This is a genomic window from Corticibacter populi, from assembly GCF_004217315.1.
In the GTDB taxonomy this organism is placed as follows: Bacteria; Pseudomonadota; Gammaproteobacteria; order Burkholderiales; family Burkholderiaceae_C; genus Lampropedia; species Lampropedia populi.
Window position 1 is genome coordinate 1,179,197 of sequence record NZ_SGWR01000001.1, and the last position, 21,457, is coordinate 1,200,653.

At 66.2% G+C, this 21,457-nt stretch carries 19 protein-coding genes and 1 tRNA gene; 6 read left to right on the forward strand and 14 right to left on the reverse strand.

All coding sequences use genetic code 11. The features are described from left to right. Nucleotides 1–91 precede the first annotated feature (91 nt). From secG to trhP, 9 genes are all read right to left on the reverse strand, one after another. The gene (gene secG / locus EV687_RS05345) at nucleotides 92–622 is read right to left on the reverse strand and encodes a preprotein translocase subunit SecG (RefSeq protein WP_242612472.1); all 531 of its coding nucleotides are present in this window, start codon (nucleotides 620–622) and stop codon (nucleotides 92–94) included. A 66-nt stretch (nucleotides 623–688) separates the two neighbouring features. Next, the gene (gene tpiA / locus EV687_RS05350; RefSeq protein ID WP_122226780.1) at nucleotides 689–1,492 is read right to left on the reverse strand and encodes a triose-phosphate isomerase; all 804 of its coding nucleotides are present in this window, start codon (nucleotides 1,490–1,492) and stop codon (nucleotides 689–691) included. A gap of 27 nt (nucleotides 1,493–1,519) precedes the next feature. Beyond that, the gene (locus EV687_RS05355; protein ID WP_122227243.1) at nucleotides 1,520–2,509 is read right to left on the reverse strand and encodes an NAD(P)H-quinone oxidoreductase; all 990 of its coding nucleotides are present in this window, start codon (nucleotides 2,507–2,509) and stop codon (nucleotides 1,520–1,522) included. Between the two features lie 45 nt (nucleotides 2,510–2,554). Further along, on the reverse strand, nucleotides 2,555–4,762 hold the full coding sequence (pnp, locus tag EV687_RS05360; protein ID WP_122226781.1) for a polyribonucleotide nucleotidyltransferase: 2,208 nt from the start codon (nucleotides 4,760–4,762) through the stop codon (nucleotides 2,555–2,557). A gap of 241 nt (nucleotides 4,763–5,003) precedes the next feature. Next, a complete protein-coding gene (gene rpsO, locus EV687_RS05365) occupies nucleotides 5,004–5,270 on the reverse strand; it encodes a 30S ribosomal protein S15 (protein WP_122226782.1) in 267 nt (88 codons plus the stop codon). 174 nt (nucleotides 5,271–5,444) lie between these two features. Next, nucleotides 5,445–6,647 carry a deoxyguanosinetriphosphate triphosphohydrolase gene (locus tag EV687_RS05370; RefSeq protein ID WP_207226378.1) on the reverse strand — a complete coding sequence of 401 codons (1,203 nt, stop codon included), beginning with the start codon at nucleotides 6,645–6,647 and terminating at the stop codon, nucleotides 5,445–5,447. Further along, the gene (gene aroB, locus EV687_RS05375; protein ID WP_122226783.1) at nucleotides 6,647–7,777 is read right to left on the reverse strand and encodes a 3-dehydroquinate synthase; all 1,131 of its coding nucleotides are present in this window, start codon (nucleotides 7,775–7,777) and stop codon (nucleotides 6,647–6,649) included. Before aroB ends, EV687_RS05370 begins: the two co-directional genes overlap by 1 nt. A 100-nt stretch (nucleotides 7,778–7,877) precedes the next feature. Continuing rightward, the gene (locus EV687_RS05380) at nucleotides 7,878–8,402 is read right to left on the reverse strand and encodes a shikimate kinase (RefSeq protein ID WP_122226784.1); all 525 of its coding nucleotides are present in this window, start codon (nucleotides 8,400–8,402) and stop codon (nucleotides 7,878–7,880) included. After that, nucleotides 8,399–9,796 carry a prephenate-dependent tRNA uridine(34) hydroxylase TrhP gene (trhP, locus tag EV687_RS05385; RefSeq protein WP_122226785.1) on the reverse strand — a complete coding sequence of 466 codons (1,398 nt, stop codon included), beginning with the start codon at nucleotides 9,794–9,796 and terminating at the stop codon, nucleotides 8,399–8,401. Before trhP ends, EV687_RS05380 begins: the two co-directional genes overlap by 4 nt. A 338-nt stretch (nucleotides 9,797–10,134) precedes the next feature. Here trhP and EV687_RS05390 point away from each other — a divergent pair. The 3 genes from EV687_RS05390 to EV687_RS05400 all read left to right on the forward strand — a co-directional run bounded on the left by EV687_RS05390 (nucleotide 10,135) and on the right by EV687_RS05400 (nucleotide 12,252). Further along, nucleotides 10,135–10,211: transfer RNA gene (locus tag EV687_RS05390), tRNA-Val, on the forward strand. 176 nt (nucleotides 10,212–10,387) lie between these two features. Then, nucleotides 10,388–10,594, forward strand: a complete 207-nt coding sequence (locus EV687_RS05395) for a hypothetical protein (RefSeq protein WP_130466459.1) — start codon at nucleotides 10,388–10,390, stop codon at nucleotides 10,592–10,594. A gap of 161 nt (nucleotides 10,595–10,755) precedes the next feature. After that, nucleotides 10,756–12,252 carry an ABC transporter substrate-binding protein gene (locus EV687_RS05400; protein ID WP_122226787.1) on the forward strand — a complete coding sequence of 499 codons (1,497 nt, stop codon included), beginning with the start codon at nucleotides 10,756–10,758 and terminating at the stop codon, nucleotides 12,250–12,252. A gap of 9 nt (nucleotides 12,253–12,261) precedes the next feature. Here EV687_RS05400 and EV687_RS05405 read toward each other — a convergent pair whose 3' ends face one another. Further along, nucleotides 12,262–12,480, reverse strand: coding sequence for a hypothetical protein (locus EV687_RS05405; protein WP_130466460.1), 219 nt, complete (start codon nucleotides 12,478–12,480; stop codon nucleotides 12,262–12,264). Between EV687_RS05405 and EV687_RS05410 the strand changes: the two genes are divergently transcribed. After that, nucleotides 12,474–14,303 carry a PhoH family protein gene (locus tag EV687_RS05410; protein WP_122226788.1) on the forward strand — a complete coding sequence of 610 codons (1,830 nt, stop codon included), beginning with the start codon at nucleotides 12,474–12,476 and terminating at the stop codon, nucleotides 14,301–14,303. The genes EV687_RS05405 and EV687_RS05410 overlap by 7 nt on opposite strands. A gap of 285 nt (nucleotides 14,304–14,588) precedes the next feature. Further along, nucleotides 14,589–15,698, forward strand: a complete 1,110-nt coding sequence (locus EV687_RS05415) for an NAD(P)/FAD-dependent oxidoreductase (protein WP_122226789.1) — start codon at nucleotides 14,589–14,591, stop codon at nucleotides 15,696–15,698. 78 nt (nucleotides 15,699–15,776) lie between these two features. Here the strand turns inward: EV687_RS05415 and EV687_RS05420 are convergent, their stop codons facing one another. The 4 genes from EV687_RS05420 to EV687_RS05435 form a co-directional block, all read right to left on the reverse strand. After that, on the reverse strand, nucleotides 15,777–16,742 hold the full coding sequence (locus EV687_RS05420; protein ID WP_122226790.1) for an N-carbamoyl-D-amino-acid hydrolase: 966 nt from the start codon (nucleotides 16,740–16,742) through the stop codon (nucleotides 15,777–15,779). 101 nt (nucleotides 16,743–16,843) lie between these two features. Then, on the reverse strand, nucleotides 16,844–18,067 hold the full coding sequence (locus EV687_RS05425) for a Zn-dependent hydrolase (RefSeq protein ID WP_122227247.1): 1,224 nt from the start codon (nucleotides 18,065–18,067) through the stop codon (nucleotides 16,844–16,846). 10 nt (nucleotides 18,068–18,077) lie between these two features. Next, nucleotides 18,078–19,340, reverse strand: coding sequence for a diaminopropionate ammonia-lyase (locus EV687_RS05430; protein WP_122226791.1), 1,263 nt, complete (start codon nucleotides 19,338–19,340; stop codon nucleotides 18,078–18,080). Between the two features lie 47 nt (nucleotides 19,341–19,387). Beyond that, entirely contained in the window at nucleotides 19,388–20,281 is an 894-nt protein-coding gene (locus EV687_RS05435) for a MurR/RpiR family transcriptional regulator (RefSeq protein WP_122226792.1), read from the reverse strand. Nucleotides 20,282–20,629: 348 nt separating this feature from the next. Here EV687_RS05435 and EV687_RS05440 point away from each other — a divergent pair, with 348 nt between their 5' ends. After that, a complete protein-coding gene (locus EV687_RS05440) occupies nucleotides 20,630–21,427 on the forward strand; it encodes a transporter substrate-binding domain-containing protein (RefSeq protein ID WP_122226793.1) in 798 nt (265 codons plus the stop codon). The last annotated feature ends 30 nt before the right edge of the window (nucleotides 21,428–21,457 follow it).

Genomic DNA, 21,457 nt, shown 5'->3' on the forward strand with positions numbered 1-21,457 from the left:
TCAAATCGGATACGCCCATGGCGGGCAACACCACCTGGCCGGGTTCCTCACGCCTTCATGCAGGATGGGACCGAAACAGGGCCCCACGCCATCATGGCTGGCTTGTCGTCCCTGGCGCCGCAGGCGCGGGCTGCGTGGGCTCTGCATCTGCAGGAGCGGCATTGCCTTCTTCCGCTGGCGCGGGGGCGGGAGCTGACCCTGATGCGGGTGCGCCAGTCTCGGCACCCGGGATGGCATCGACACGCTCATTGCCGGTAGCTGCCGGAGCCGGCGCCACAGGTGCAGGTGCATCAGCACCAGGAATGGCGGATGCCGGGCCACTCTCGATGGGAGCGACAATCGGGGCGTTCTCCAGCACGCTGCTGCCGCCGCCGGAAGGCTGCTGCAAGCCCTTGCCGGCCATGAAGGCCAGCGCCAGGGTGGCCGCAAAGAACACGGTGGCCGACACCGCCGTCATGCGCGAGAGAAAGTTGGCGCTGCCGCTGGCGCCGAACAGGCTGCCGGCGCTACCGGTGCCAAAGGCGGCCCCCATGTCGGCACCCTTGCCGTGCTGCACCAGAATCAGGCCGGCCATGGTCAACGCGGCCAGGATCTGGATGGTCAAAACAACTGTCATCAGCATGATGGTTCCTCGGTCTCAGTCAATAGTGTCTAGTGTCGTGTCAGTACAACCTGCGGCAAAAACGCCTCAGGCCGGGTTTGCCGCGCGCTGTGCGCAGGCAATGATTTCCAGAAAATCGGGCGCCTTCAGGGCGGCCCCGCCGATCAGACCGCCGTCGATGTCGGCCTTGGCCAGCAGTTCGGCAGCGTTGCCGGCATTCATGCTGCCGCCATACAGAATGGCCACATGGCGTGCTGCCGACTCGCCCAGTGCCGCGGCCAGCTGCGCACGCAGAGCGGCATGCACCTCCTGCGCTTGCTCCGGTGAGGCCGTGCGGCCGGTACCGATGGCCCAGACGGGCTCATAGGCCACGACCAATGCCGCTCCATTGACGCCTTCATGCTCGAGCACGGCCTGCAACTGCTCCTGCACCACGGCCAGCGCCCGGCCGGCATCCCGCTCCTCCAGGGTCTCGCCCAGGCACGCGATGGGGGTGAGACCTGCCGCCTGGGCCTGCGCGGCCTTGGCTGCGATGACGGCATTGCTCTCGCCCTGGTATTTGCGGCGCTCGGAATGGCCGACGATCACATACCGCACGCCCAGTTCCCTGAGCATCGCTGCGGCAATGTCGCCGGTGTAGGCACCCGATGGCGCGGCAGAGACATCCTGCGCCGCCAGTGCCACGGTCGCACGGCACTGTCCGGCCTCCTCCTCGCCTGCCGCCAGCAACCCGCCGACCTGCGCCAGATAGACGCTGGGCGGCGCCACTGCCACCGTCACGGCGGCACCCGCGCGCTCCAGCCCCTGCCCGATGGCCTGCACGAGGGCAGCATTGGCAGCCAGCGAGCCATTCATCTTCCAGTTACCGACAATCAGCTTGCGTGTCGTCATAAAAACCCTTGTCTCTCGCCTTGTCCGTCACGGCCATTGCAGCACGATCTTGCCGACGTGCTCGCCGGCTTCCATGCGCGCATGGGCCTGGGCGGCCTGCGCCGCCGGAAACACCGTATCGATTACCGGGCGCACCGTCCCGGCCGCCAGCAGCGGCCAGACCCGCTCGCGCAGCGCCTGGGCGATATGCCCCTTGAAGGCCACTGGCCGCGCCCGCAATGTCGAGCCGGTGATGGTCAGGCGCCTGCGCAGCACCAGCCCGGCATCAAAGCCGGCGGCCACGCCGCCCTGCACCGCGATGATGACCAGCCGGCCATCTTCGGCCAGCGCCTGCACCTCGCGCGCCACATAGTCGCCAGCGACCATGTCCAGAATCACGTCCACGCCGCGGCCATCCGTCAGGTGCAAGGCTTGCTGCACGAAGTCCTGGCTGCGGTAGTTGATGGCGTGGTGCGCACCCAGCGCCTCGCAGGAACGGCATTTGGCATCGCTGCCGGCGGTGACCAGCACCTGCGCGCCGAACGCCCGGCCCAGCTGGATCGCGGTGACGCCGATGCCGCTGCTGCCGCCCTGCACCAGCAGGGTCTCGCCGGCCTGCAGGCCGGCACGCTCGAACACATTGCTCCAGACCGTGAAAAAGGTCTCGGGCAGGCTGGCCGCCTCGACTTCGCTGAAACCGGCGGGAATGGGCAGGCACTGGGGTATCGGGGCCACGCAGTACTGCGCATAGCCGCCACCGGCCACCAGTGCGCAGACCTTGTCGCCCACGTGCAGGCCCACCGCCGCCATGGCCTGGGCATCGCCATCGACGATCTCCCCGGCAATCTCGAGGCCGGGAATCTCGCTGATGCCCGGCGGCGGCGCATAGTGCCCCTTGCGCTGCAACACATCCGGCCGGTTGACGCCGCTGGCAGCCACGCGCACCAGCACCTCGCCAGCACCCGGCACAGGCCGGGCCAGCGTGGTCAGCTGCAGTACCTCGGGCCCGCCGAAGCGGCCGATCTGCACCGCCTGCATGCTCATGCGCGAAAGCTCCCGCGACCAGCCGTCAGCACGCCTGGCTCACTCTGCCTGCTGGGGCTGCACCTGGACTGGCGTATCGCCCTGCTCCTGGCGCTCGCCGCGTTGTTCACCACGGTCGGCACGCTCAGGACGCTCGGTGCGTTCAGCGCGCTGCGGGCGGTCCAGCAAGGCCTTCATCGACAGCTTGATGCGCCCCTTCTCGTCGGTCTCGAGCACCTTGACCTTGACGATCTGGCCTTCCTGCAGGTAATCGGTCACCTTCTCGACGCGCTCATGGGCGATCTGGCTGATATGCAGCAGGCCGTCCTTGCCGGGCAGAATGTTGACCAGCGCTCCGAAGTCCAGCAGCTTGACGACCGGGCCTTCATAGACCTTGCCGATCTCGGCCTCGGCGGTGATCTCCTCGATGCGGCGTTTGGCCTCATCGGCCTTGGCGGCATCGACCGCGGCGATGGTGATGGTGCCGTCTTCCTGGATGTCGATCTGCGTGCCGGTCTCTTCGGTGAGCTGGCGAATGGTGGCGCCGCCCTTGCCGATCACGTCGCGGATCTTCTCGGGATTGATCTTGAGCGTGAAGAGCTTGGGCGCGAAGTTGGAGACTTCCGTCTTGGCCTCGCCCAGCGATTCGCGCATCTTGCCCAGGATGTGCAGGCGCGCTTCCTGAGCCTGTGCCAGTGCCACCTGCATGATCTCGCGGGTGATGCCCTGGATCTTGATGTCCATCTGCAGCGCGGTCACGCCGGTGGTGGTGCCGGCCACCTTGAAGTCCATGTCGCCCAGGTGGTCCTCGTCGCCAAGGATGTCGGTCAGCACGGCGAAGCGGTTGTCTTCCTTGATCAGGCCCATGGCGATACCGGCCACGTGCGCCTTGAGCGGCACGCCGGCGTCCATCAGCGACAGGCAGCCGCCGCAGACCGAGGCCATCGACGAGGAGCCGTTCGATTCGGTGATCTCGGAGACCACGCGGATCACGTACGGGAATTCGTCCTTGGCGGGCAGGACGGCTTCGAGCGCACGCTTGGCGAGGCGGCCGTGGCCGATTTCGCGGCGCTTGGTCGAGCCCATGCGGCCGACTTCGCCAGTGGCGAACGGCGGCATGTTGTAGTGCAGCATGAAGCGATCCTCATACTCGCCGGCCAGCGCGTCGATGCGTTGCGCATCGCGCTCGGTGCCCAGCGTGGCCACCACCAGCGCCTGGGTCTCGCCACGCGTGAAGAGGCTGGAGCCATGGGCGCGTGGCAGCACGCTGTTGCGGATCTCGATGGGGCGCACGGTGCGCGTGTCGCGGCCATCGATGCGCGGTTCGCCAGCGAGGATCTGGCCACGCACGATGGCGGCCTCGATGTCGAACAGCACGTTGTCGACCTTGACGGCGTCGAACTCGGCACCCTGCTCGGCCAGCGCGGCCTTGACCTGGGCGTAGACCGTGCGGCTCGCCTGGGTACGGGCCTGCTTGGAGCGGATCTGGTAGGCGGCGCGCAGGCCTTCCTCGCCCAGCGCCTTGATGCGGTCGATGAAGGCATGATCCTTCTCGGGCGCCTGCCAGTCCCACACTGGCTTGCCGGCTTCGCGCACCAGCTCGTGGATGGCGTTGATGGCGACCTGACCCTGCTCGTGACCGAACACCACGGCGCCCAGCATCACGTCTTCGGTGAGCTGGTCGGCCTGCGATTCGACCATCAGCACGGCCGCCTCAGTGCCGGCCACCACCAGGTCGAGGCGGCTGTTCTTGCGCGCCGTCCTGCCGGGATTGAGCACGTATTCACCGTTGATGTAGCCCACGCGCGCGGCGCCGATCGGGCCATTGAACGGCAGGCCGGAAACCGCCAGCGCGGCACTGACCGCAATCATCGCGGCGATATCGGCATCGACCTCGGGGTTGAGCGAGAGCGTGTGGATGACCACATGCACCTCGTTGTAGAAGCCTTCGGGGAACAGCGGGCGGATCGGACGGTCGATCAGACGGCTGGTGAGCGTCTCGAGCTCACTGGGCTTGGCCTCGCGCTTGAAGAAGCTGCCGGGAATCTTGCCGGCCGCATAGGCCTTCTCGATGTAGTCGACCGTGAGCGGGAAGAAGTCCTGGCCCGGCTTGGCATCCTTGCTGGCGACCACGGTGGCCAGCACCACGGTGTCCTCGATGTTGACCAGCACGGCACCGGAGGCCTGGCGGGCGACTTCGCCCGTCTCCATGATCACCTTGTGATCACCCCACTGGAATTCCTTGACGACTTTATTGAAGATGGACATGTATTCCTCTCGTTTCGAGTGAATGAATCAAAAATGAATCAAAAGCACGCGGCACCACAGAAGTGCAGCATGCGGGATCGAAAGCCAGTCAGAACACGATGCCATTCCATCGCAACCCGCGCCGGATTGCGATGGAATGACACAGCTTCGCTCTGCCTTGACCTTCGCTGGAACCTGTTCTTGAAAACGCAAAACGCCTGAGCACTGCAAGCAGACCCAGGCGTTCTTGCATCTGGCGCGATTACTTGCGCAGACCCAGCTTGGCGATCAGCGCCGTGTAACGCTCGGCATCCTTGTTCTTCAGGTAGTCGAGCAGTTTGCGGCGACGGCTCACCATGCGCAGCAGACCGCGACGACCGTGATGGTCCTTGGCGTGCTGCTTGAAGTGCGGCGTCAGTTCGTTGATGCGTGCGGTCAGCAAAGCGACCTGCACTTCAGGGCTGCCGGTATCGTTGGCGCCACGGGCGTTGTCCTTGATGACTTCCGCCTTGATCGAAGATGCAATCATTGGTTTTCCTCGTTGGGGATGCCTGTTGCCTGAAAAGAAAGAATAGGCAGAACCGGCACCCGGTTGACACACGCGCCGCAACTGGAACGGGTCGCGGCGTGACAAAGCGCTCGATTATACCTCTGAAAGGAAGAGGCGGCCATTCCAAGCACCACCCGAGCCCTGAGCAGGTGCTCAAACCTGCAGCGCACCGCCCGCCTTCATGATGCGGTAGCCCGTCAGGCGCTCGTGCTCGCGCAGCGCAAAGCGGTCTGTCATGCCGGCGATGAAGTCCGCCGCCACCCGGGCCAGCTCGGTCTCGCTGGCCGCTGCCTTGGCCTTGGCGGCGAACTCGGGCTTCATGGTTTCGGGCGCGGCCAGATAGGCGGCGAACAGCTCGGCGATGACCTGCTGGGCCAGGCCGGTGGTGTGCATGACCTGCGGGTGGCGGTACAGGTTGGCGAACATGGTGCGCTTGAGCTGCACGGCCTGGCCCTGCATGGTCTCGGAAAAGCGCACCAGCGGCGGCAGCTGACGCACCGCGTCGGCACTGTCGGGGCGGTGCCGGTCCAGGTTGGCGCGGGTAACCTCGATCACATCGTAGATCTGCGCGCTGAGCATCAGGCGGATGGTCTCATACAGCCAGCGCTTGGGCTGACCGCGCAGGTGCGGAAACTGCGCAGCCGCCTTTTCGCGGTAGGTCCCGAACAGCGGCACATCCTGCAACTGTTCTTCATGCAACAGGCCGGAGCGCACACCGTCGTCGATGTCGTGCGCGTTGTAGGCGATGGAGTCGGCCAGATTGCACAGCTGCGCCTCCAGGCTGGGGCTGGGCCAGGCCGGGTCGAGAAACCGCCGTGCAATGCCGCCGGGCTCGCAGGCCTCGATGCGACGGGCATTGGCGGCCGAGCAGTGCTTGAGGATGCCTTCACGCGTCTCGAAGCTGAGATTGAGCCCATCGAAGGCGGCATAGCGCTGCTCCAGCACATCGACCACGCGCAAGCTTTGCAGATTGTGCTCGAAGCCGCCAAAGTCCTTCATGCAGACGTTGAGCGCATCCTGCCCGGCATGGCCGAAAGGCGTGTGGCCCAGGTCGTGCGCCAGCGCGATGGCCTCGACCAGATCCTCATCGAGCCCGAGCGGGCGGGCGATCGAGCGCGCCACCTGCGCCACTTCCAGCGAATGCGTCAGGCGCGTGCGGAACATGTCTCCCTCATGGTTCAGGAACACCTGGGTCTTGTAGACCAGGCGCCGAAACGCCGAGGAATGCACGATGCGGTCGCGGTCGCGCTGGAAGTCGCTGCGCGTGGGCGCAGCCGGCTCGGCGATGCGGCGTCCGCGCGTGCAGAACGGCTGGCAGGCGTAGGGTGCGCGCCCCGGCATGGCGAGAGCGGCCATCAGGCGATGCACTCGTCGAGCAACTGCGCGGCGACGGCGTCGGCCACCTTCTCGGTGTGCGCCTGGCCGGGCGGGGCGATCAGGACGAAGCGGATCGCCCCGCCCTGCGTCTTCTTGTCCACGCGCATCAGCTCCAGGTAGCGCTCGGCGTTGCGTGCGGGGTCGAGGCGGGGCGCCTCGATCGGCAGGCCGGCTTTTTGCAGCAGCGGCACGAGCCGCGCCAGGAAGTCAGCGTCGGGCAGGTGGCCGAGCTTTTGCGACAGGCGCGTGGCCAGCACCATGCCGGCGGCGACCGCATGGCCGTGCAGCCAGGCGCCATAGCCCATGCCGGCCTCGATGGCATGGCCGAAGGTGTGGCCGAAGTTCAGGATTTCGCGCAATCCGGCCTCGGTTTCGTCGGCGCTGACCACTGCCGCCTTGATCTCGCAGCTGCGGCGGATGGCGTGGCGCAGCGCATCGGCGTCCTGCGCCACCAACCGTTCGACGTTGGCCTCCAGCCAGGCGAAGAATTCCATGTCATAGATCGGGCCGTACTTGATGACTTCGGCAAGGCCTGCGCTCAGTTGCTCGGTCGGCAGCGTGCGCAGCGTGTCGATGTCGCACACCACCAGACGCGGCTGGTAGAAAGCGCCGATCATGTTCTTGCCCAGCGGGTGGTTGATGGCCGTCTTGCCACCCACCGAGGAGTCGACCTGTGCCAGCAACGTGGTGGGCACCTGCACGAAGGGCACGCCACGCATGTAGCAAGCGGCGGCAAAGCCGGTCATGTCGCCGATCACACCACCACCCAGCGCGTACAGCACGGCCTTGCGGTCGGCACCGTTGCCCAGCAGCGCATCGAAGATGAGGTTCAGCGTCTGCCAGTTCTTGTGTTGCTCACCATCGGGCAGCGCAACCTCCAGCACCTTGGGATAGTGGCGTTCCAAGCGCTGGCGCAGCGCCTGAAGATACAGGGGTGCCACGGTGGTATTGGTGACGATGACGGCGCTGGTGCCCTTGGGAAAGTGCACTTCGGCCTGCTGCCACAGGGACTCGCCCTGCCCGATCAGGATCGGATAGCTGCGGGCATCCAGGGCAATATCGACGACGTCCACCGCGGCGGTGGCTGGGGCAGGAGAGGACTGGCTCATGGCAGGCGGACAGGCAAAGCGGTCTGGAGGTCTGGGGCTGGAAAAGGTGAACGCGCCAGACGGCATGCGGTCTGGCGCAGCAGCGATCATACCCGGCGCATCAGGCGGATTGCAGCCCATGCACGGCCAGGTGCCGCTGCAGCTCGGCCAGCACGGCGCGGGTGCCGGCGGCATCGGCCGCGACGTGGAAGTCGGCCGTCTCCTGGTAGAGCGGATGCCGCGCGGCATACAGCTCCTGCAGCCGCGCCAGCGGATCGTCCACCTGCAGCAAGGGCCGGGTGCGGTCATTGCGCACGCGGCGCAGCAGCACCTCGGGCGTGGCAAACAGATAGGCCACCAGGCAGCGCTGGCGCAGCAGTGCGCGGTTCTCCGGCCGCAACACGATGCCGCCGCCGGTGGAGAGCACCGCAGCCCCGGGGCGCGCCACGTGGTCGGCCAGCACCCGCGACTCGACATCGCGGAAGGCTGCCTCGCCCATGCCGTCGAAATACTCGCGGATGCTGCAACCGATGGCCTCCTCGATGGCATGGTCGAGATCGACGAAATCCATGCCGTAGATGCGGGCCAGCTTGCGCCCGAGTGTCGTCTTGCCGATAGCCGGCATGCCGATCAACGCGATCTTCATGCAGCCACCACCTCGGCAGCAGGCTGCAGCAGCCGTGCCACCAGCGCGCCTTCGACCGGACCTCCGAGAGGAATCCACACGCGCAGCGGATTGCCCGCCGCCACCGCGATGCTGGCGCCCTCGGCGTTCTGCATGGTCTCGAGTTGCACGATGCGGTTACCGCTCGGGTGGATGATCTCCAGCGTGTCACCGACGGCAAAGCGGTTCTTGGTCTCGACCTCGACCCAGCCATCGGCGCGCACGCCGCGCACCTCGCCGACGAACTGGCTGCGCTGGGCCACCGAATGACCCGTCTCGTAGTTCTGGTAGCTGTTGGCCGGCCGACGCTCGAGCAGGCCGCTGGTGTAGCCCCGGTTGGCCAACCCTTCGAGTTCGGTGATGAGCTCCGGGTTGAAGGGGCGGCCCGCCGCCGCGTCATCGATGGCGCGGCGGTACACCTGCGCGGTACGTGCCACGTAGTAGAGGCTTTTGGTGCGGCCCTCGATCTTGAGCGAATCGACGCCGATCTTCACCAGCTTCTCGACCAGTTCGACGGCGCGCAGGTCCTTGCTGTTCATGATGTAGGTGCCGTGCTCATCCTCCATGATGGGCATCAGCTCGCCGGGGCGGCCAATCTCCTCGATCAGATAGACCTGGTCGGCCTTGGGGTGGCGCTGGCCATCACCACAGGCGGAGAAGGCCTGGTCGGCCTCCTCCTGCATCTGCTGGAAATTGAAATCCTGGCCGATCCGCTCCACCGCCAGCGCTTCGCCGGTGTTCGAGTCGACCGCCGCGGGATGCGCCTTGTAATCCCAGCGGCAGGCATTGGTGCAGGTGCCCTGGTTCGGGTCGCGGTGGTTGAAGTAGCCCGAGAGCAGGCAACGGCCCGAATAGGCGATGCACAAGGCGCCGTGCACGAAGACTTCCAGCTCCATGTCCGGGCAGTCCTGGCGGATCTGCTCGACCTCCTTGAGACTCAGCTCGCGCGAGAGGATGATGCGCGAGACGCCCACCTTCTGCCAGAACTTCACCGAGGTCGAATTGGTGGTGTTGGCCTGCACCGAGAGGTGAATCGGGATCTCGGGCCACTTCTCGTGCACCAGCATGATCAGGCCCGGATCGGCCATGATGAGCGCATCGGGCCTGAGTGCAATGACCGGCTCGATATCGCGCAGATAGGTGCGCACCTTGTCGTTGTGCGCCAGCAGGTTGCTGGTGACAAAGAACTTCCGGCCACGCGCATGAGCCTCCTCGATGCCCTGCTGGAGCTGCTCGAGCCGGAAGTCGTTGTTGCGCGCACGCAGGCTGTAGCGCGGCTGGCCCGCATAGACGGCATCGGCGCCAAAGTCGTAGGCGGCACGCATCTTGTCCAGGGAACCTGCGGGCAGGAGAAGTTCGGGGCTGAAGGCGGTCATGGTGGGCAAGTGGTTCAGGGTCCGCGTCCTCGGCGGACACAAGGCCTGCACAGATTGGCAGTAAACCGGCGATTATCCCAGCCCGCACGTTTCCTTGCCACTCCGGAGGCTGCTGCCAGGATGGTTTGTCCACGATAGAAGCCGAAGAGAAGGATGCGCGGCAATGCCCTGCCGCACCTCCCATGCACATCCTCGCTACCGAGGCCCTCCTGGGTGCCTCCTGTATGTTTCCTCAGGTTTCCGCATGCCTTCGCAGGCCCGACCCATGCCGTGAAAATTTTTCCCGGTTTTCGATTCCATCCCCAAAAAATGGCATAGAATCTCGCCTTCACGAAAGCAGGCACGTAGCTCAGTTGGTTAGAGCACCACCTTGACATGGTGGGGGTCGTTGGTTCGAATCCAATCGTGCCTACCAATGGACTCCCGTTCATTGGATAAAAAAAGCAGCAGGTCGCCATGGGCGGCCTTTTCTTTTTTGTCTCTGTCCGCGCCACCCATCGGGCCCGGCAAGCGCTGCCTCCCCCCGTTTGCGCCGTCGCGCCCCGCACACCGATTCACCCAACATGCGGCCAAGCGTCTATGATCTGGCGCATGACACTCGAACGGCAGATTGCACTCATCATCGGACGCGAGACCGGACTGCAGGATGTGGGCCCGGAAACCAGGCTGGACTGGCAGCAGGCCCGCGATGTCAATGACACGGTCTGCATCCAGCTCAATCTCAACATCGGCACCATCGAGGCCATGCACTGCCGCACCGTGGGCGACTACATCGAGCTGGTGCGCAGCAAATCCTGAGCCGCTCGCGTGTTGTCTCCTCCTCCAAAGCCTCTGTCCGTGCCCGCAGGGGCTTTGTCGCGTTCAGGGGTATGGAGGCTGTGTGCACCGCCGCACCGACTGGCTCGTTCCAGGAACCATCGTGAAATAATGCCGGCAGACCACAAGGAGATCCACCGCACATGTTAAATCGCCGTTCCGTACTGGCCTCGGGTGCTGCCATGCTGGCTGCCTCGGCCGTGCCGCTGCCGAGCCTGGCCCAGCCGAACACCAGGAACACCATCACCCTGGGCATGTCGCTGGAGCCGCCAGGGCTGGATCCGACGGTCAATGCCGCTTCCGCGGTGGGCGAGGTCACGCTCTACAACATCTACGAGACGCTCACCAAGATCAATGCCGACGGCAGCGTCACGCCGCTGCTGGCAGAGAGCTGGGACGTGGCGCCCGACCTCAAGACCTACACCTTCCGGCTGCGCAAGAATGTGCTGTTCCACAACGGCGAGCCCTTCAACGCCGAGGCCGTCAAGTTCAGCCTGGAGCGCGCGCGCTCCGAGCGCAGCACCAACAAGGACAAGGCGGTTTTCGAGAAACTCTCGACCGAGATCATCGACGAGCACACCATCCGGCTGGTCAACGCAGAGATCGACCCGGAGCTGCTGTTCGTGCTGGGCCAAGCCACCGCCATCATGGTCGAACCTAAAAGTGCCGGCAAGAACACCAGTGCCCCGGTAGGCACCGGCCCCTACCGGCTCGAGCGCTGGAGCAAGGGCTCGTCGATCACGCTCAAGCGCTGGGAGGAGTACCCGCGCGGCGCGAACATCCGCCTTGACTCGGTCACTTTCCGCTTCATTGCAGACCCCGCCGCGCAGGTCGCAGGCCTGCTAGCCGGCGATCTCGATGCCTTCCCGCGCGTCTCGCCGCGCAGCGTCAGCCAATTCACCAGCAATCCGCGCTACCAGGTCGTCATCAGCGGCTCGCGCGCCAAGACGATCCTGGCCATCAACCACCGCCGCAAGGCGCTGGCCGACGTGCGGGTGCGCCGCGCGCTGGCCGCCGCCATCGACCGCCGCGTGGTCATCGAGGGAGCCGGCGACGGCTATGGCACGCCGATCGGCAGCCATTACGTGCCTGGCGTCTTCGGCTACGTGGATACCACGGGCATCAACCCCTACGACCCGGACAAGGCCACCGCGCTGCTGGCCGAGGCCGGCGTGAAGACACCGCTGAAGTTGCGCATGACGCTGCCGCCACCGCCCTATGCACGCCAGGGGGGAATCGTCATCGCGGCGCTGCTGGCCAAGGTCGGCATCGAAGTGCAGCTGCAGAATGTCGAATGGGCGCAGTGGCTGAACAACACCATGGGCCAGCACAACTTCGACCTGACGCTGATCTCGCACGTCGAGCCCTTCGACCTGGGCAACTATGCCAACCCCGACTATTACTGGGGCTACGATTCGCCTGCCTTCCGCGAGCTGTGGGAGCAGATCAAGAATGCTGCGCAACCGGCCGAGCGGGCACGCCTGCTGGGCAATGCGCAGCGCCTGCTGGCCGAGGATGCCGCCAACGTGTTCCTCTACCAGCCGCAGTGGGTGACCATCGCCAGCAAGGACCTGCGCGGGCTGTGGCGCGACATGCCGGTCTTCGTCAACGACCTCGCGTCGCTGCGCTGGGTTGGCTGATACCGCAGACTACACGGCAGCCCGCATTGCCGCGCGGCAGGCCCGGACGTTGGCATAATCGACGCAATGCACGCAGCCGCCCGCTCCGCTTCCCGTCATCTTCACGCCCAATACATGGGGCGCCCCGGCGCCGCCACTGAATCCGCAGCCGCCTTGCCGTCGTTCGACGGTCAGGCGGTTTTTGTTTGCCCTCTCCATTTCGGCACCCTGCCGCAGCTCCAATGCCATTGCCTCCCGCTCCCACCAGCCGCGGCGCACGCGTGACCGCGCCCGCGGCCACCAAAACAACCGCACGCCCCAACAAACAGAAACTGGCCAAGAGCGCCGCACCGGCCGAGGCGCCGGCGCGCGCCACTGCAGTCCCACTGGCAGCGCCCCCGACCACACCGGCGAACGCCCCGGCAAACGTCCCGGTGAAAGCGCCGGCGACCTCGCCAGTGGCTGCGCAAACACCCGCCCCGGCCTCCGCCCAGACAGCGGCTCTGCTGAGCGCCGCGCCTGCCAGGCCCAGCATCCCGGCCCCCGCCCCTTCTGCCAGCAGCACCCCGGCCGCCGCAACACAGCCACTGCCGGCAGCGGCGGCGCAGGCCGCCCCTGAGCGGCCCGCCGCCAAGCGCTCGTCGCGCAGCGCCCGGCGCGCGCGCAGCCGCCAGCGCCAGGCCACACGCCTGTTCGTACTCGACACCAATGTGCTGCTGCACGATCCCACGAGCCTGTTCCGCTTCGAGGAGCACGACATCTTCCTGTCACTGGTGGTGCTCGAGGAGCTGGATGCCCACAAGAAAGGCACGACCGAAGTCGCGCGCAATGGCCGCCAGGTCAGCCGCAGCCTCGATGCGCTGGTCTCGCTCAATCCCCATGCCGATCTTTCGGCCGGCCTGCCTCTCAACGCCACCGGCCAGATCCAGGCTGGCGGCAAGCTGTTCTTCCAGACCACGCTGCTCGAGGACGATCTGCCCAAGGCTCTGCCGCAGGGCAAGGCCGACAACCAGATCCTCGGCGTCGTGCATGCGCTCAAGAAGCAGTTCCCGGAGCGCGACGTGGTGCTGGTCTCCAAGGACATCAACATGCGCGTCAAGGCGCGCGCGCTGGGTCTGGCCGCCGAGGACTACCAGAACGACAAGGCGCTCGAGGATGACGAGTTGCTCTACACCGGTGCGCTGGCGCTGCCCGAGAACTTCTGGGTCAAGCAGGGCAAGAAGCTCGAGAGCTGGCAGTCGCAGGGCGACACCTTCTACCGCGTCAGCGGCAAGACTGTGGAGTCGATGCTGATCAACCAGTTCGCCTACTACGAGGCGCCGGGGGAGGCCGGCCTCTACACCATCGTCGAGGAACTGCAGGGCGACACCGCCGTGCTGCGCACGCTGCGCGACTACACCAGCGCGAAGAACGCCGTCTGGGGCGTGCTGGCGCGCAACCGCGAGCAGAACTTCGCGCTCAACCTGCTGATGAACCCGGACATCGACTTCGTCACGCTGGCGGGCACGGCCGGCACCGGCAAGACGCTGATGGCGCTGGCCGCCGGCCTGACTCAGGTGCTCGACCAACGCCGCTACAGCGAGATCATCATGACCCGTGCCACCGTCAGCGTCGGCGAGGACATCGGCTTTCTGCCCGGCACCGAAGAGGAGAAGATGGGCCCGTGGATGGGCGCGCTGGACGACAACCTGGAGTTCCTCAGCAAGGGCAGCGGCAATGGCGGCGGCGAATGGGGGCGCGCGGCCAGCAACGACATCATCCGAAGCCGCATCAAGATCAAGAGCATGAACTTCATGCGCGGGCGCACCTTCATGAACAAGTACGTCATCATCGACGAGGCGCAGAACCTCACGCCCAAGCAGATCAAGACCCTGATCACGCGGGCCGGCCCCGGCACGAAGATCATCTGCATGGGCAACCTCGCACAGATCGACACGCCTTATCTGACCGAAGGCTCCTCGGGCCTGACCTACGCGGTTGACCGCTTCAAGGGCTGGACGCACAGCGGCCACATCACCCTGGCGCGCGGCGAGCGCTCGCGCCTGGCCGACTTCGCCAGCGAGGCACTGTAAGAACCTGTTGACGATCTTTCCGTGGGTCACGCAGGAGGTCAAAATGCAGTGGGCAAGGCGGGCAACGCCGCCCGGTGCGTTTTTGACCTCCTGCCCCCTTCGGGTTGCCCGGGCAGGCGTGCGCTGCGGTGTGACAAATCCTCGCCGGGCCACCGACCCACCGGCCCGACTGCGGTTTGCGCCTTGCATCGCATCGCCTGCCGGGGCAACGTGGCCCGCGAAAAGATCGCCAACAGGTTCTAGGAAGGACCGGCCCCAAGAGCCCATTTCAACGGAGACATTCTCATGAGCAGTTCCCTCACCTGCGTCGTCATCGGTGCCGGCGTCGTTGGCCTGGCCACGGCGCGCGCGCTGGCCCTGGCGGGCCATGAAGTCATTGTGCTGGAGGCCGAGAACGCCATCGGCACCCAGACCAGCTCACGCAACAGCGAGGTCATCCACGCCGGCATCTCCTATGCGCCCGGCTCGCTCAAGGCGCGCCTGTGCGTGGCGGGCAAGCAGATGCTCTATGCCTATTGCGAGGAGCGCGGTATCGGCCACCAGCGACTGGGCAAGCTGATCGTCGCCACCGCCGACGGGCAGGAGGAAAAGCTGCACGGCATCCACCAGCGCGCCGTGGACTGCGGTGTCGATGACCTGCAATGGCTCGATGGTGCCGCCGCCCGGCAGCTGGAGCCGGCGCTGCAGTGCCGCGCCGCGCTGCTCTCGCCGAGCACCGGCATCGTCGACAGCCATGCACTGATGTTGAGCCTGCAGGGCGACATGGAAAACGCCGGCGGTGTCATCGCCTTTCTCTCGCCGGTAGAGCAGATCACGCGCCAGAGCCGCTGCATGCTCGTGCGCACCGCGGACGGCACCGAGCTGGAAGCCGACATCGTCGTCAACGCCGCCGGCCACGGCGCCATTCCGCTGGCGCATCGCACCGAGGGTCTTCAGGCCAAGGACATTCCCCAGGCATACTTCGTCAAAGGCCAGTACTTCACGCTCTCGGGCAAAGCGCCGTTCCAGCGGCTGATCTACCCGGTGCCGCAGATCGGCGGCTGGGGTGTGCATCTGACGCTGGACCTGGGTGGCCAGGCCAAGTTCGGCCCCGATGTGCAATGGACGAACCGCGCCGACGACCTGCAGGTCAACCCGGCCGACGAGGCCCGCTTCGAGCAGGCCATCCACAGTTACTGGCCGGACCTGCCCGCCGGCCGCCTGCAGCCTGGCTATGCCGGCATGCGTCCCAACATCGGCGGGCCGGGCAACGCCGCGCCCGACTTTGTCATCCAGGATGCCAGCGTGCACGGCATCCCGGGCCTGGTCAACCTGTTCGGCATCGAATCACCGGGCCTGACCAGCTGCCTGGCCATCGGCGCCCATGTGCAGGCGCTGTGCGGGCCGCACGGCTGATCCAGGCCCCCTCGTCCCACGATGCCAGGGTGCAGCCCCCGTCACAGAAGGGGGCTTCGCGTTGCCTGTCCGTGCCAGTCAATGCCCGACCGCAGCCTGCCACAGCGTACCGTCGGCAGCCAGCGTCTCGCCTTTTTTCGCGGTGATCAGGCCGTAGGCGTGCGGACGGCGGTGCAGGTCGAAATCGAAGGTGGTGCGCTTGTAGATGGCGCACCAGTCGAGGTCGCAGCGCGCCACCTGCACCTCGTCGTCCTTGGTGATGCAGCGCGAGATGACCTCGCCCGACGGCGCGACGATGCAGCTGCCACCAATGCTGTCGACGCCCTCTTCCAGCCCGCCCTTGGCCACGCCCACCACCCACATGCCGTTCTGGTAGGCACCGGCCTGCAGCGAGAGCTGGTTGTGGAACAGCGACAGATCGTCATGCTGCGGTGCCGGCGCGTTGTGCACCGGCGTGTTGTAGCCGATGAACACCATCTCGCAGCGCTGCAGCGCCAGCACGCGGTAGGTCTCGGCCCAGCGCCGGTCGTTGCACAGCGCCATGCCCATGACGCCGCCGAAGGCTTCGGTGACGCCAAAGCCCGGGCCGGATTCGAAATAGCGCTTCTCCAGGTGCTGAAAGCGCCGCCACGGCTCGTGCTCGCTGTGCCCCGGCACGTGCACCTTGCGGTATTTGGCGATGATCTCGGCCTGCTGGTTGACCAGGATGGAGGTGTTGTACTGGTGCAGGCCATCGGCTTCTTGGGCCAGCTCGGCATAGCCGAGGTAGAAGCCGATGCCCAGCTCGCGCGCGAGGTCGAACAGCGGCTGGGTGTCGGCATTCGGCATCGTGGTTTCGTAGAAGGCGTGCAGCTCCTGCGGGTCTTCGATGTACCAGCGCGGGAAAAAGGTGGTCAGCGCCAGTTCGGGGTAGACGATGAGCTGGGCGCCCAGCGCCTTGGCCTCGCGCATCATGGCGCACAGGCGGGCGACGACGCTGGCGCGGCTGTCGGCGCGCTGGATCGGGCCGAGCTGGCCCATGGCGACGGTGAGATAACGGCTCATGACAATGGTCTTTCGGGTCAATGGGGTCGGTGTTTCGCTGCGGCAGGAACGCGGCACCGCACAGGGCAGCACCACGCACCCGGCAGCTTCTTCGCGTCTTTTCAGCGGTTGGCGCGTTCGAGCATCACTTGCAGCAGGATTTGCGCACCGCGGCCGATGTCGGCCGGGGGCGTGTACTCACGCACGTTGTGGCTGAGGCCATCGATGCTGGGCACGAAAATCATCGCGGTCGGGCAGACGCGCGCAAGCATTTGCGCATCGTGCCCAGCGCCACTGGGCAGCCGCAGCGTGGAGCAGCCGGCGGCGCGGGCATGCTGCTCCACGCTGTCGACCAGCGCCGGGTCGAACGCGACGGGGTCGAAGTCGGCCAGCGTCTCGGCTTCCAACTGCACGCCATGCTCCTGCGCGCATTGCGCTGCAAACGCGTGCAACTGCGCGCGCACCTGCGCCAGCGCGGCGGCATCGGTGTTGCGCAGGTCCACGGTCATGCGCGCCTGCGCGGCGATGACGTTGACCAGGTTCGGCACCAGCTCCAGGCTGCCGACGGTGGCCAGTTGGCGCCCGCCGGTCTGCTCGGCCAGCTGATGGGCAAACGCAGCCGTGCGCATCGCCGCCATGCCGGCATCGGCGCGCAAGGCCATCGGCGTGGTGCCGGCATGGTTGGACTTGCCGGTGAACACCAGCCGCGTCCAGTAAATCCCTTGCACGCCCTCGACCACGCCGATCTGGATGCCTTGCTGATCGAGCACCGGGCCTTGTTCGATGTGCAGCTCGAAATAGCTGTCGACCACCGGCTGGCCCACCGGCGCGCTGCCGGCGTAGCCGATGCGTGCCAGCTCATCGCCCAGCAATGGGCCATCGACGGCGGGCGCCGCCAGCGCCTCGGCCAGCGGCAGGCCGCCGACGTAGACCAGGCTGCCCAGCATGTCGGGCTGAAAGCGCGAGCCTTCCTCATTGGTGAAAAAGGCCACAGCAATCGGGCGGCGCGGGCGCACGCCGGCATCCTTCAACGTGCGCACCACCTCCAGCCCGGCCAGCACGCCCAGGTTGCCGTCGTACAGGCCGCCGGTGCGCACGGTGTCGATGTGCGAGCCGCACATCACCGGCGGCAAGTCCTCGCTGCCGGCATAGGTGGCAATGCCGTTGCCGATGGCATCGATCTCCACCTGCATGCCCAGCGCGCGCATCTGCGCCACCGTCCAGTCGCGCCCGGCGCGGTCGGCATCGGTCAGCGCCAGGCGGTTGACGCCACCGCCCGGCAAGGCGCCGTGGGTTCCCAGTTCCAGCAGGCTGGCCACCAGCCGCTCGGTATTGATTTGCAGCATGGCAGGCTCCTCAATCCTGGTCAGCCACGGCATGGGCCGCGCGCAGGCTGGCGGCGGATTGGCCCACCAGTTGCTCATACAGCGCCGCGTCGGTATCGGCCTCGCTGCCGATGAAAAACAGGCGGCTGCCGGCATCGATGCCCAGTTGCGCGCGCTGCTGCGGGTTTTGCGCGATGGCAATGGCCGCAGCCAGACCCGCCACGGCCGATTCGCCGGCCACCACCAGCGGGTCGCCCCGCTCGGGTGCGGCCAGCAGACGCATCGCCGCCACGGCGGCGGCGTCGTCGATCACGGCGAAGGCGTCGGCGCCCTGCTGCAGGATATCCCAGGCCAGGTGCGAGACCTCTCCGCAGGCCAGGCCCGCCATCAGCGTATCCAGATCGCCGCCGACCGCGGTGATCTGCTGCGCCAGCGCGCTCTGGTACAAGCAATCGGCCGCAACCGGCTCGACCACGATGAAGCGCGGGCGCCTCCCCGCGTGCGCGTGGGCACGCTCCCAGAACCAGCCGCACACGGCTGCCGCAAAGCCGCCCACCCCGGCCTGGATGAAAACGTGCGTGGGCCATTGCTGCCACTGCGTGGAGGCCTCCTCGACCATGCTCTGGTAGCCCTGCATCACGTCGCGCGGCACATCCATGTAGCCGGGGTAGGAGGTGTCCGAGATCACGTGCCAGCCATGGTCAGCGGCCTGGCGATCGGCTTCACGCACGGAGTCATCGTAATTGCCATCGGTGCGCACCACGCGCGCGCCAAACGCGGCGATGGCGCGCTGGCGGCCTTCGCTGACGGTGGCATGCACGAAGATCACGCACTGGCAGCCAAACATCTGCGCCCCCCAGGCGACCGAGCGGCCATGGTTGCCATCGGTCGCACAGGTCACCGTCACGCCCGCGCTGATGGCGCGCACTTCCGGCGTACCCAGTTCAGACAGGGCAACCTCGCGGCCGAGTTGGCGACCCGCCACGCGGCAGAGCTGACGCGCCACCGCATAGGCGCCACCCAGCGCCTTGAAGCTGCCCAGGCCGAAGCGCCCGCCCTCGTCCTTGTAGTCGATGCGGGCCACGCCCAACTGGCGCGCCAGCGCCGGCAAGCTGCGCAGCGGCGTGGCGGCATAGCCCGGCCAGGCGGTGATGGCCGCCTGCGCGGTGGCCAACGCCCGACGGTTGAGGATGGCCTCGCGCCTGGGCCCATAGGCCTGCTGCGGCGCATGGGCGGGGTTGAGCAGCAACCTGGCCTGCAACGCAGGCAGGCCAGGGGAAGGGACAGTCTTCATATCAAAAACCTTGTCAAAAAACGATCAGAAAAAAGGGAAAAGAGGCTTCAGGGCGCGGCTTCCAGGTCGCCCAGTTGCTGGTGCAGCGCTTCGATGCCCGCCAGACGCTGGCGGGTCGCACGCGGATCGCTCTGCGCCAGTGCCACGGCCATGTAATGGATCAGCGAGAACGCCGCCAGATGCGAGTCGAACAGGTGATGGCGCGGATTCGGGCAGCACAGGCTGGCATCGGCCAGCGTCACCAGGTCGGAGGCGGCGGTGTCGGTGATCAGCAACAGCCTGGCACCCTGCAGGCGCGCCGCCTGCATCCACGGCAGCAACTGGCTGGAGCGGCGCCGGAAGTCCATCACCACCAGCCAGTCACCCTTGCGCAACTGGCCGAGCAGTTCGCTGGGGCGCGCAGCAGCGTCTCCCAGCAGGTACACGTCATTGCGCAGCTGCAGCCACAGCGCCTGCGCATAGGTCGCCAGTACATGGCTGGCGCGCAGACCCAGCACGAAGATGCGTTTGGCCTTGCGCACATGGGCGACCGCGGCATCGATCTGCGTCGGCGCCAATGCCGCCTGCAAGGCGGCGAGTTGCTGGGTTTGCAGGGCGATGTGCGCAGGCCAGGCGGCATCCGGCTGCCCCCCACTGCCGGACTTGCGCGCGGGCTTTTTACCGGACGCTGGCGCGCTGCGCTCCAGCGGAGAATCACCCGGCTGCGCGCGCTGCTCGCGGCGCAATTCATGAAAGCTTTGGTAACCCAGCTTCTGGAAGAAGCGCGCCGCACCGGCTGGCGAGATCCCCGCCAGCGTCGCCAGCTCGCGCGCCGTGAAACCGGCCATCGAAAACCCGGGCTGCGTGAGCACCTGCGCGAGCTTGCGCTCGGAGTCGGACAACTGCGCCCAGTTCGCCTGGATGCGTTGTGGCAAGGCCGCGCTGGCGGACTTCGCGCTCATGCTGCAACACTCCCGGATTCGGCAAACCCTGATTGCCCCATATTGGGGACACTCGCCCTTTTTTTGTGCATCACCTCTGCCAATGCACCGATATCGTCACAAAGCTTGGCGCTCGAAAACTTCATTCGGCTCATCCAATCATGCTTCATCTGAACGCGCTCCATTAGAAATATTTATTCCATTTTGAATGACAAATGGAACACTCATTCCAATGGCAAGCACATTCGATGCCAGGGAAAAGGGAGGGATCGGAGGCAAACCGGGGTGGTGTTGGCACAGGGCTTGCATGAAGGCCCTCGTTCGTCTACCCCCTGTCAATCCCATTACTCCCTGTTGGAAAGCACGACCATGACATTCAAGCTCCCGTCTTCCCTTGCCTCCTTCGCCGCCGGCTGCCTGATGGCCTTGCCTATGGCGGCAGTCCATGCCGACGATTCGCTGGACAAGGTCCTCGCCAAGGGCAGCATCGCGATCGGCATCGCCGGCGACTTTCCTCCGTACGCCTTCGTCGGCCCCGACTTCAAGCCCCAGGGCCTGGAGATCGACCTGGCCAACTACGTGGCCGACAAACTCGGCGTCAAGCCCGATCTGGTGACGGTGACCAACCCCAACCGCATCCCCTACCTGCAGACACGCCGCATCGACGTGATCATCTCCACGCTGGGCAAGAACCCCGAGCGTGAACAGGTGATCGACTTCGGCTCTGCCTATGCACCGTTCTTCCAGGCCGTCTACGGCCCGGCCAGCATGCACATCGCGGCCATCGGCGATCTGGCCGACAAGACCGCCGCCGTGACGCGCGGCACCATCCAGGACGACATCCTCACGCAGACCGCGCCGAAGTCCCTGCGCATCCAGCGCTTCGAGGACGATGCCTCGACCGTGCAGGCCTTCGTCTCCGGCCAGACCCAGCTGCTGGTGACCGGCGTTTCGGTGGCCGACATGGTCATCAAGAACAATCCGCAACTCAAGGCCGAGTACAAGCTGCTGCTCAAGGATTCGCCCAACTTCATCGGCGTGCGCAAGGGCGAGACGGCGCTGAAGGAGCGGCTCAACGCCATCATCCTGGAAGCCAAGGAAAACGGCACGCTGGAGGCGCTGTCGCAAAAATGGCTGGGGCGCGACACGGGCGAACTGCCTCTTTGAGCCCTTCGCTTTCAGCGTCCGGCTTTGAGC

Bases quoted from the DNA above. Each gene is read 5' to 3' on its own strand.
- tpiA (WP_122226780.1), bottom strand. From the start codon at position 1,492: ATGACGACACGCAAGCTGATTGTCGGTAACTGGAAGATGAATGGCTCG.
- EV687_RS05370 (WP_207226378.1), bottom strand. From the start codon at position 6,647: ATGGCCGCTCTCGCCATGCCGGGGCGCGCACCCTACGCCTGCCAGCCG.
- pnp (WP_122226781.1), bottom strand. From the start codon at position 4,762: ATGTCCATCTTCAATAAAGTCGTCAAGGAATTCCAGTGGGGTGATCAC.
- EV687_RS05380 (WP_122226784.1), bottom strand. From the start codon at position 8,402: ATGAAGATCGCGTTGATCGGCATGCCGGCTATCGGCAAGACGACACTC.
- EV687_RS05440 (WP_122226793.1), top strand. From the start codon at position 20,630: ATGACATTCAAGCTCCCGTCTTCCCTTGCCTCCTTCGCCGCCGGCTGC.
- EV687_RS05415 (WP_122226789.1), top strand. From the start codon at position 14,589: ATGAGCAGTTCCCTCACCTGCGTCGTCATCGGTGCCGGCGTCGTTGGC.
- aroB (WP_122226783.1), bottom strand. From the start codon at position 7,777: ATGAGCCAGTCCTCTCCTGCCCCAGCCACCGCCGCGGTGGACGTCGTC.
- EV687_RS05430 (WP_122226791.1), bottom strand. From the start codon at position 19,340: ATGAAGACTGTCCCTTCCCCTGGCCTGCCTGCGTTGCAGGCCAGGTTG.
- EV687_RS05435 (WP_122226792.1), bottom strand. From the start codon at position 20,281: ATGAGCGCGAAGTCCGCCAGCGCGGCCTTGCCACAACGCATCCAGGCG.
- trhP (WP_122226785.1), bottom strand. From the start codon at position 9,796: ATGACCGCCTTCAGCCCCGAACTTCTCCTGCCCGCAGGTTCCCTGGAC.
- EV687_RS05410 (WP_122226788.1), top strand. From the start codon at position 12,474: ATGCCATTGCCTCCCGCTCCCACCAGCCGCGGCGCACGCGTGACCGCG.
- EV687_RS05405 (WP_130466460.1), bottom strand. From the start codon at position 12,480: ATGGCATTGGAGCTGCGGCAGGGTGCCGAAATGGAGAGGGCAAACAAA.
- secG (WP_242612472.1), bottom strand. From the start codon at position 622: ATGCTGATGACAGTTGTTTTGACCATCCAGATCCTGGCCGCGTTGACC.
- EV687_RS05425 (WP_122227247.1), bottom strand. From the start codon at position 18,067: ATGCTGCAAATCAATACCGAGCGGCTGGTGGCCAGCCTGCTGGAACTG.
- EV687_RS05355 (WP_122227243.1), bottom strand. From the start codon at position 2,509: ATGCAGGCGGTGCAGATCGGCCGCTTCGGCGGGCCCGAGGTACTGCAG.
- EV687_RS05420 (WP_122226790.1), bottom strand. From the start codon at position 16,742: ATGAGCCGTTATCTCACCGTCGCCATGGGCCAGCTCGGCCCGATCCAG.
- rpsO (WP_122226782.1), bottom strand. From the start codon at position 5,270: ATGATTGCATCTTCGATCAAGGCGGAAGTCATCAAGGACAACGCCCGT.
- EV687_RS05395 (WP_130466459.1), top strand. From the start codon at position 10,388: ATGACACTCGAACGGCAGATTGCACTCATCATCGGACGCGAGACCGGA.
- EV687_RS05400 (WP_122226787.1), top strand. From the start codon at position 10,756: ATGTTAAATCGCCGTTCCGTACTGGCCTCGGGTGCTGCCATGCTGGCT.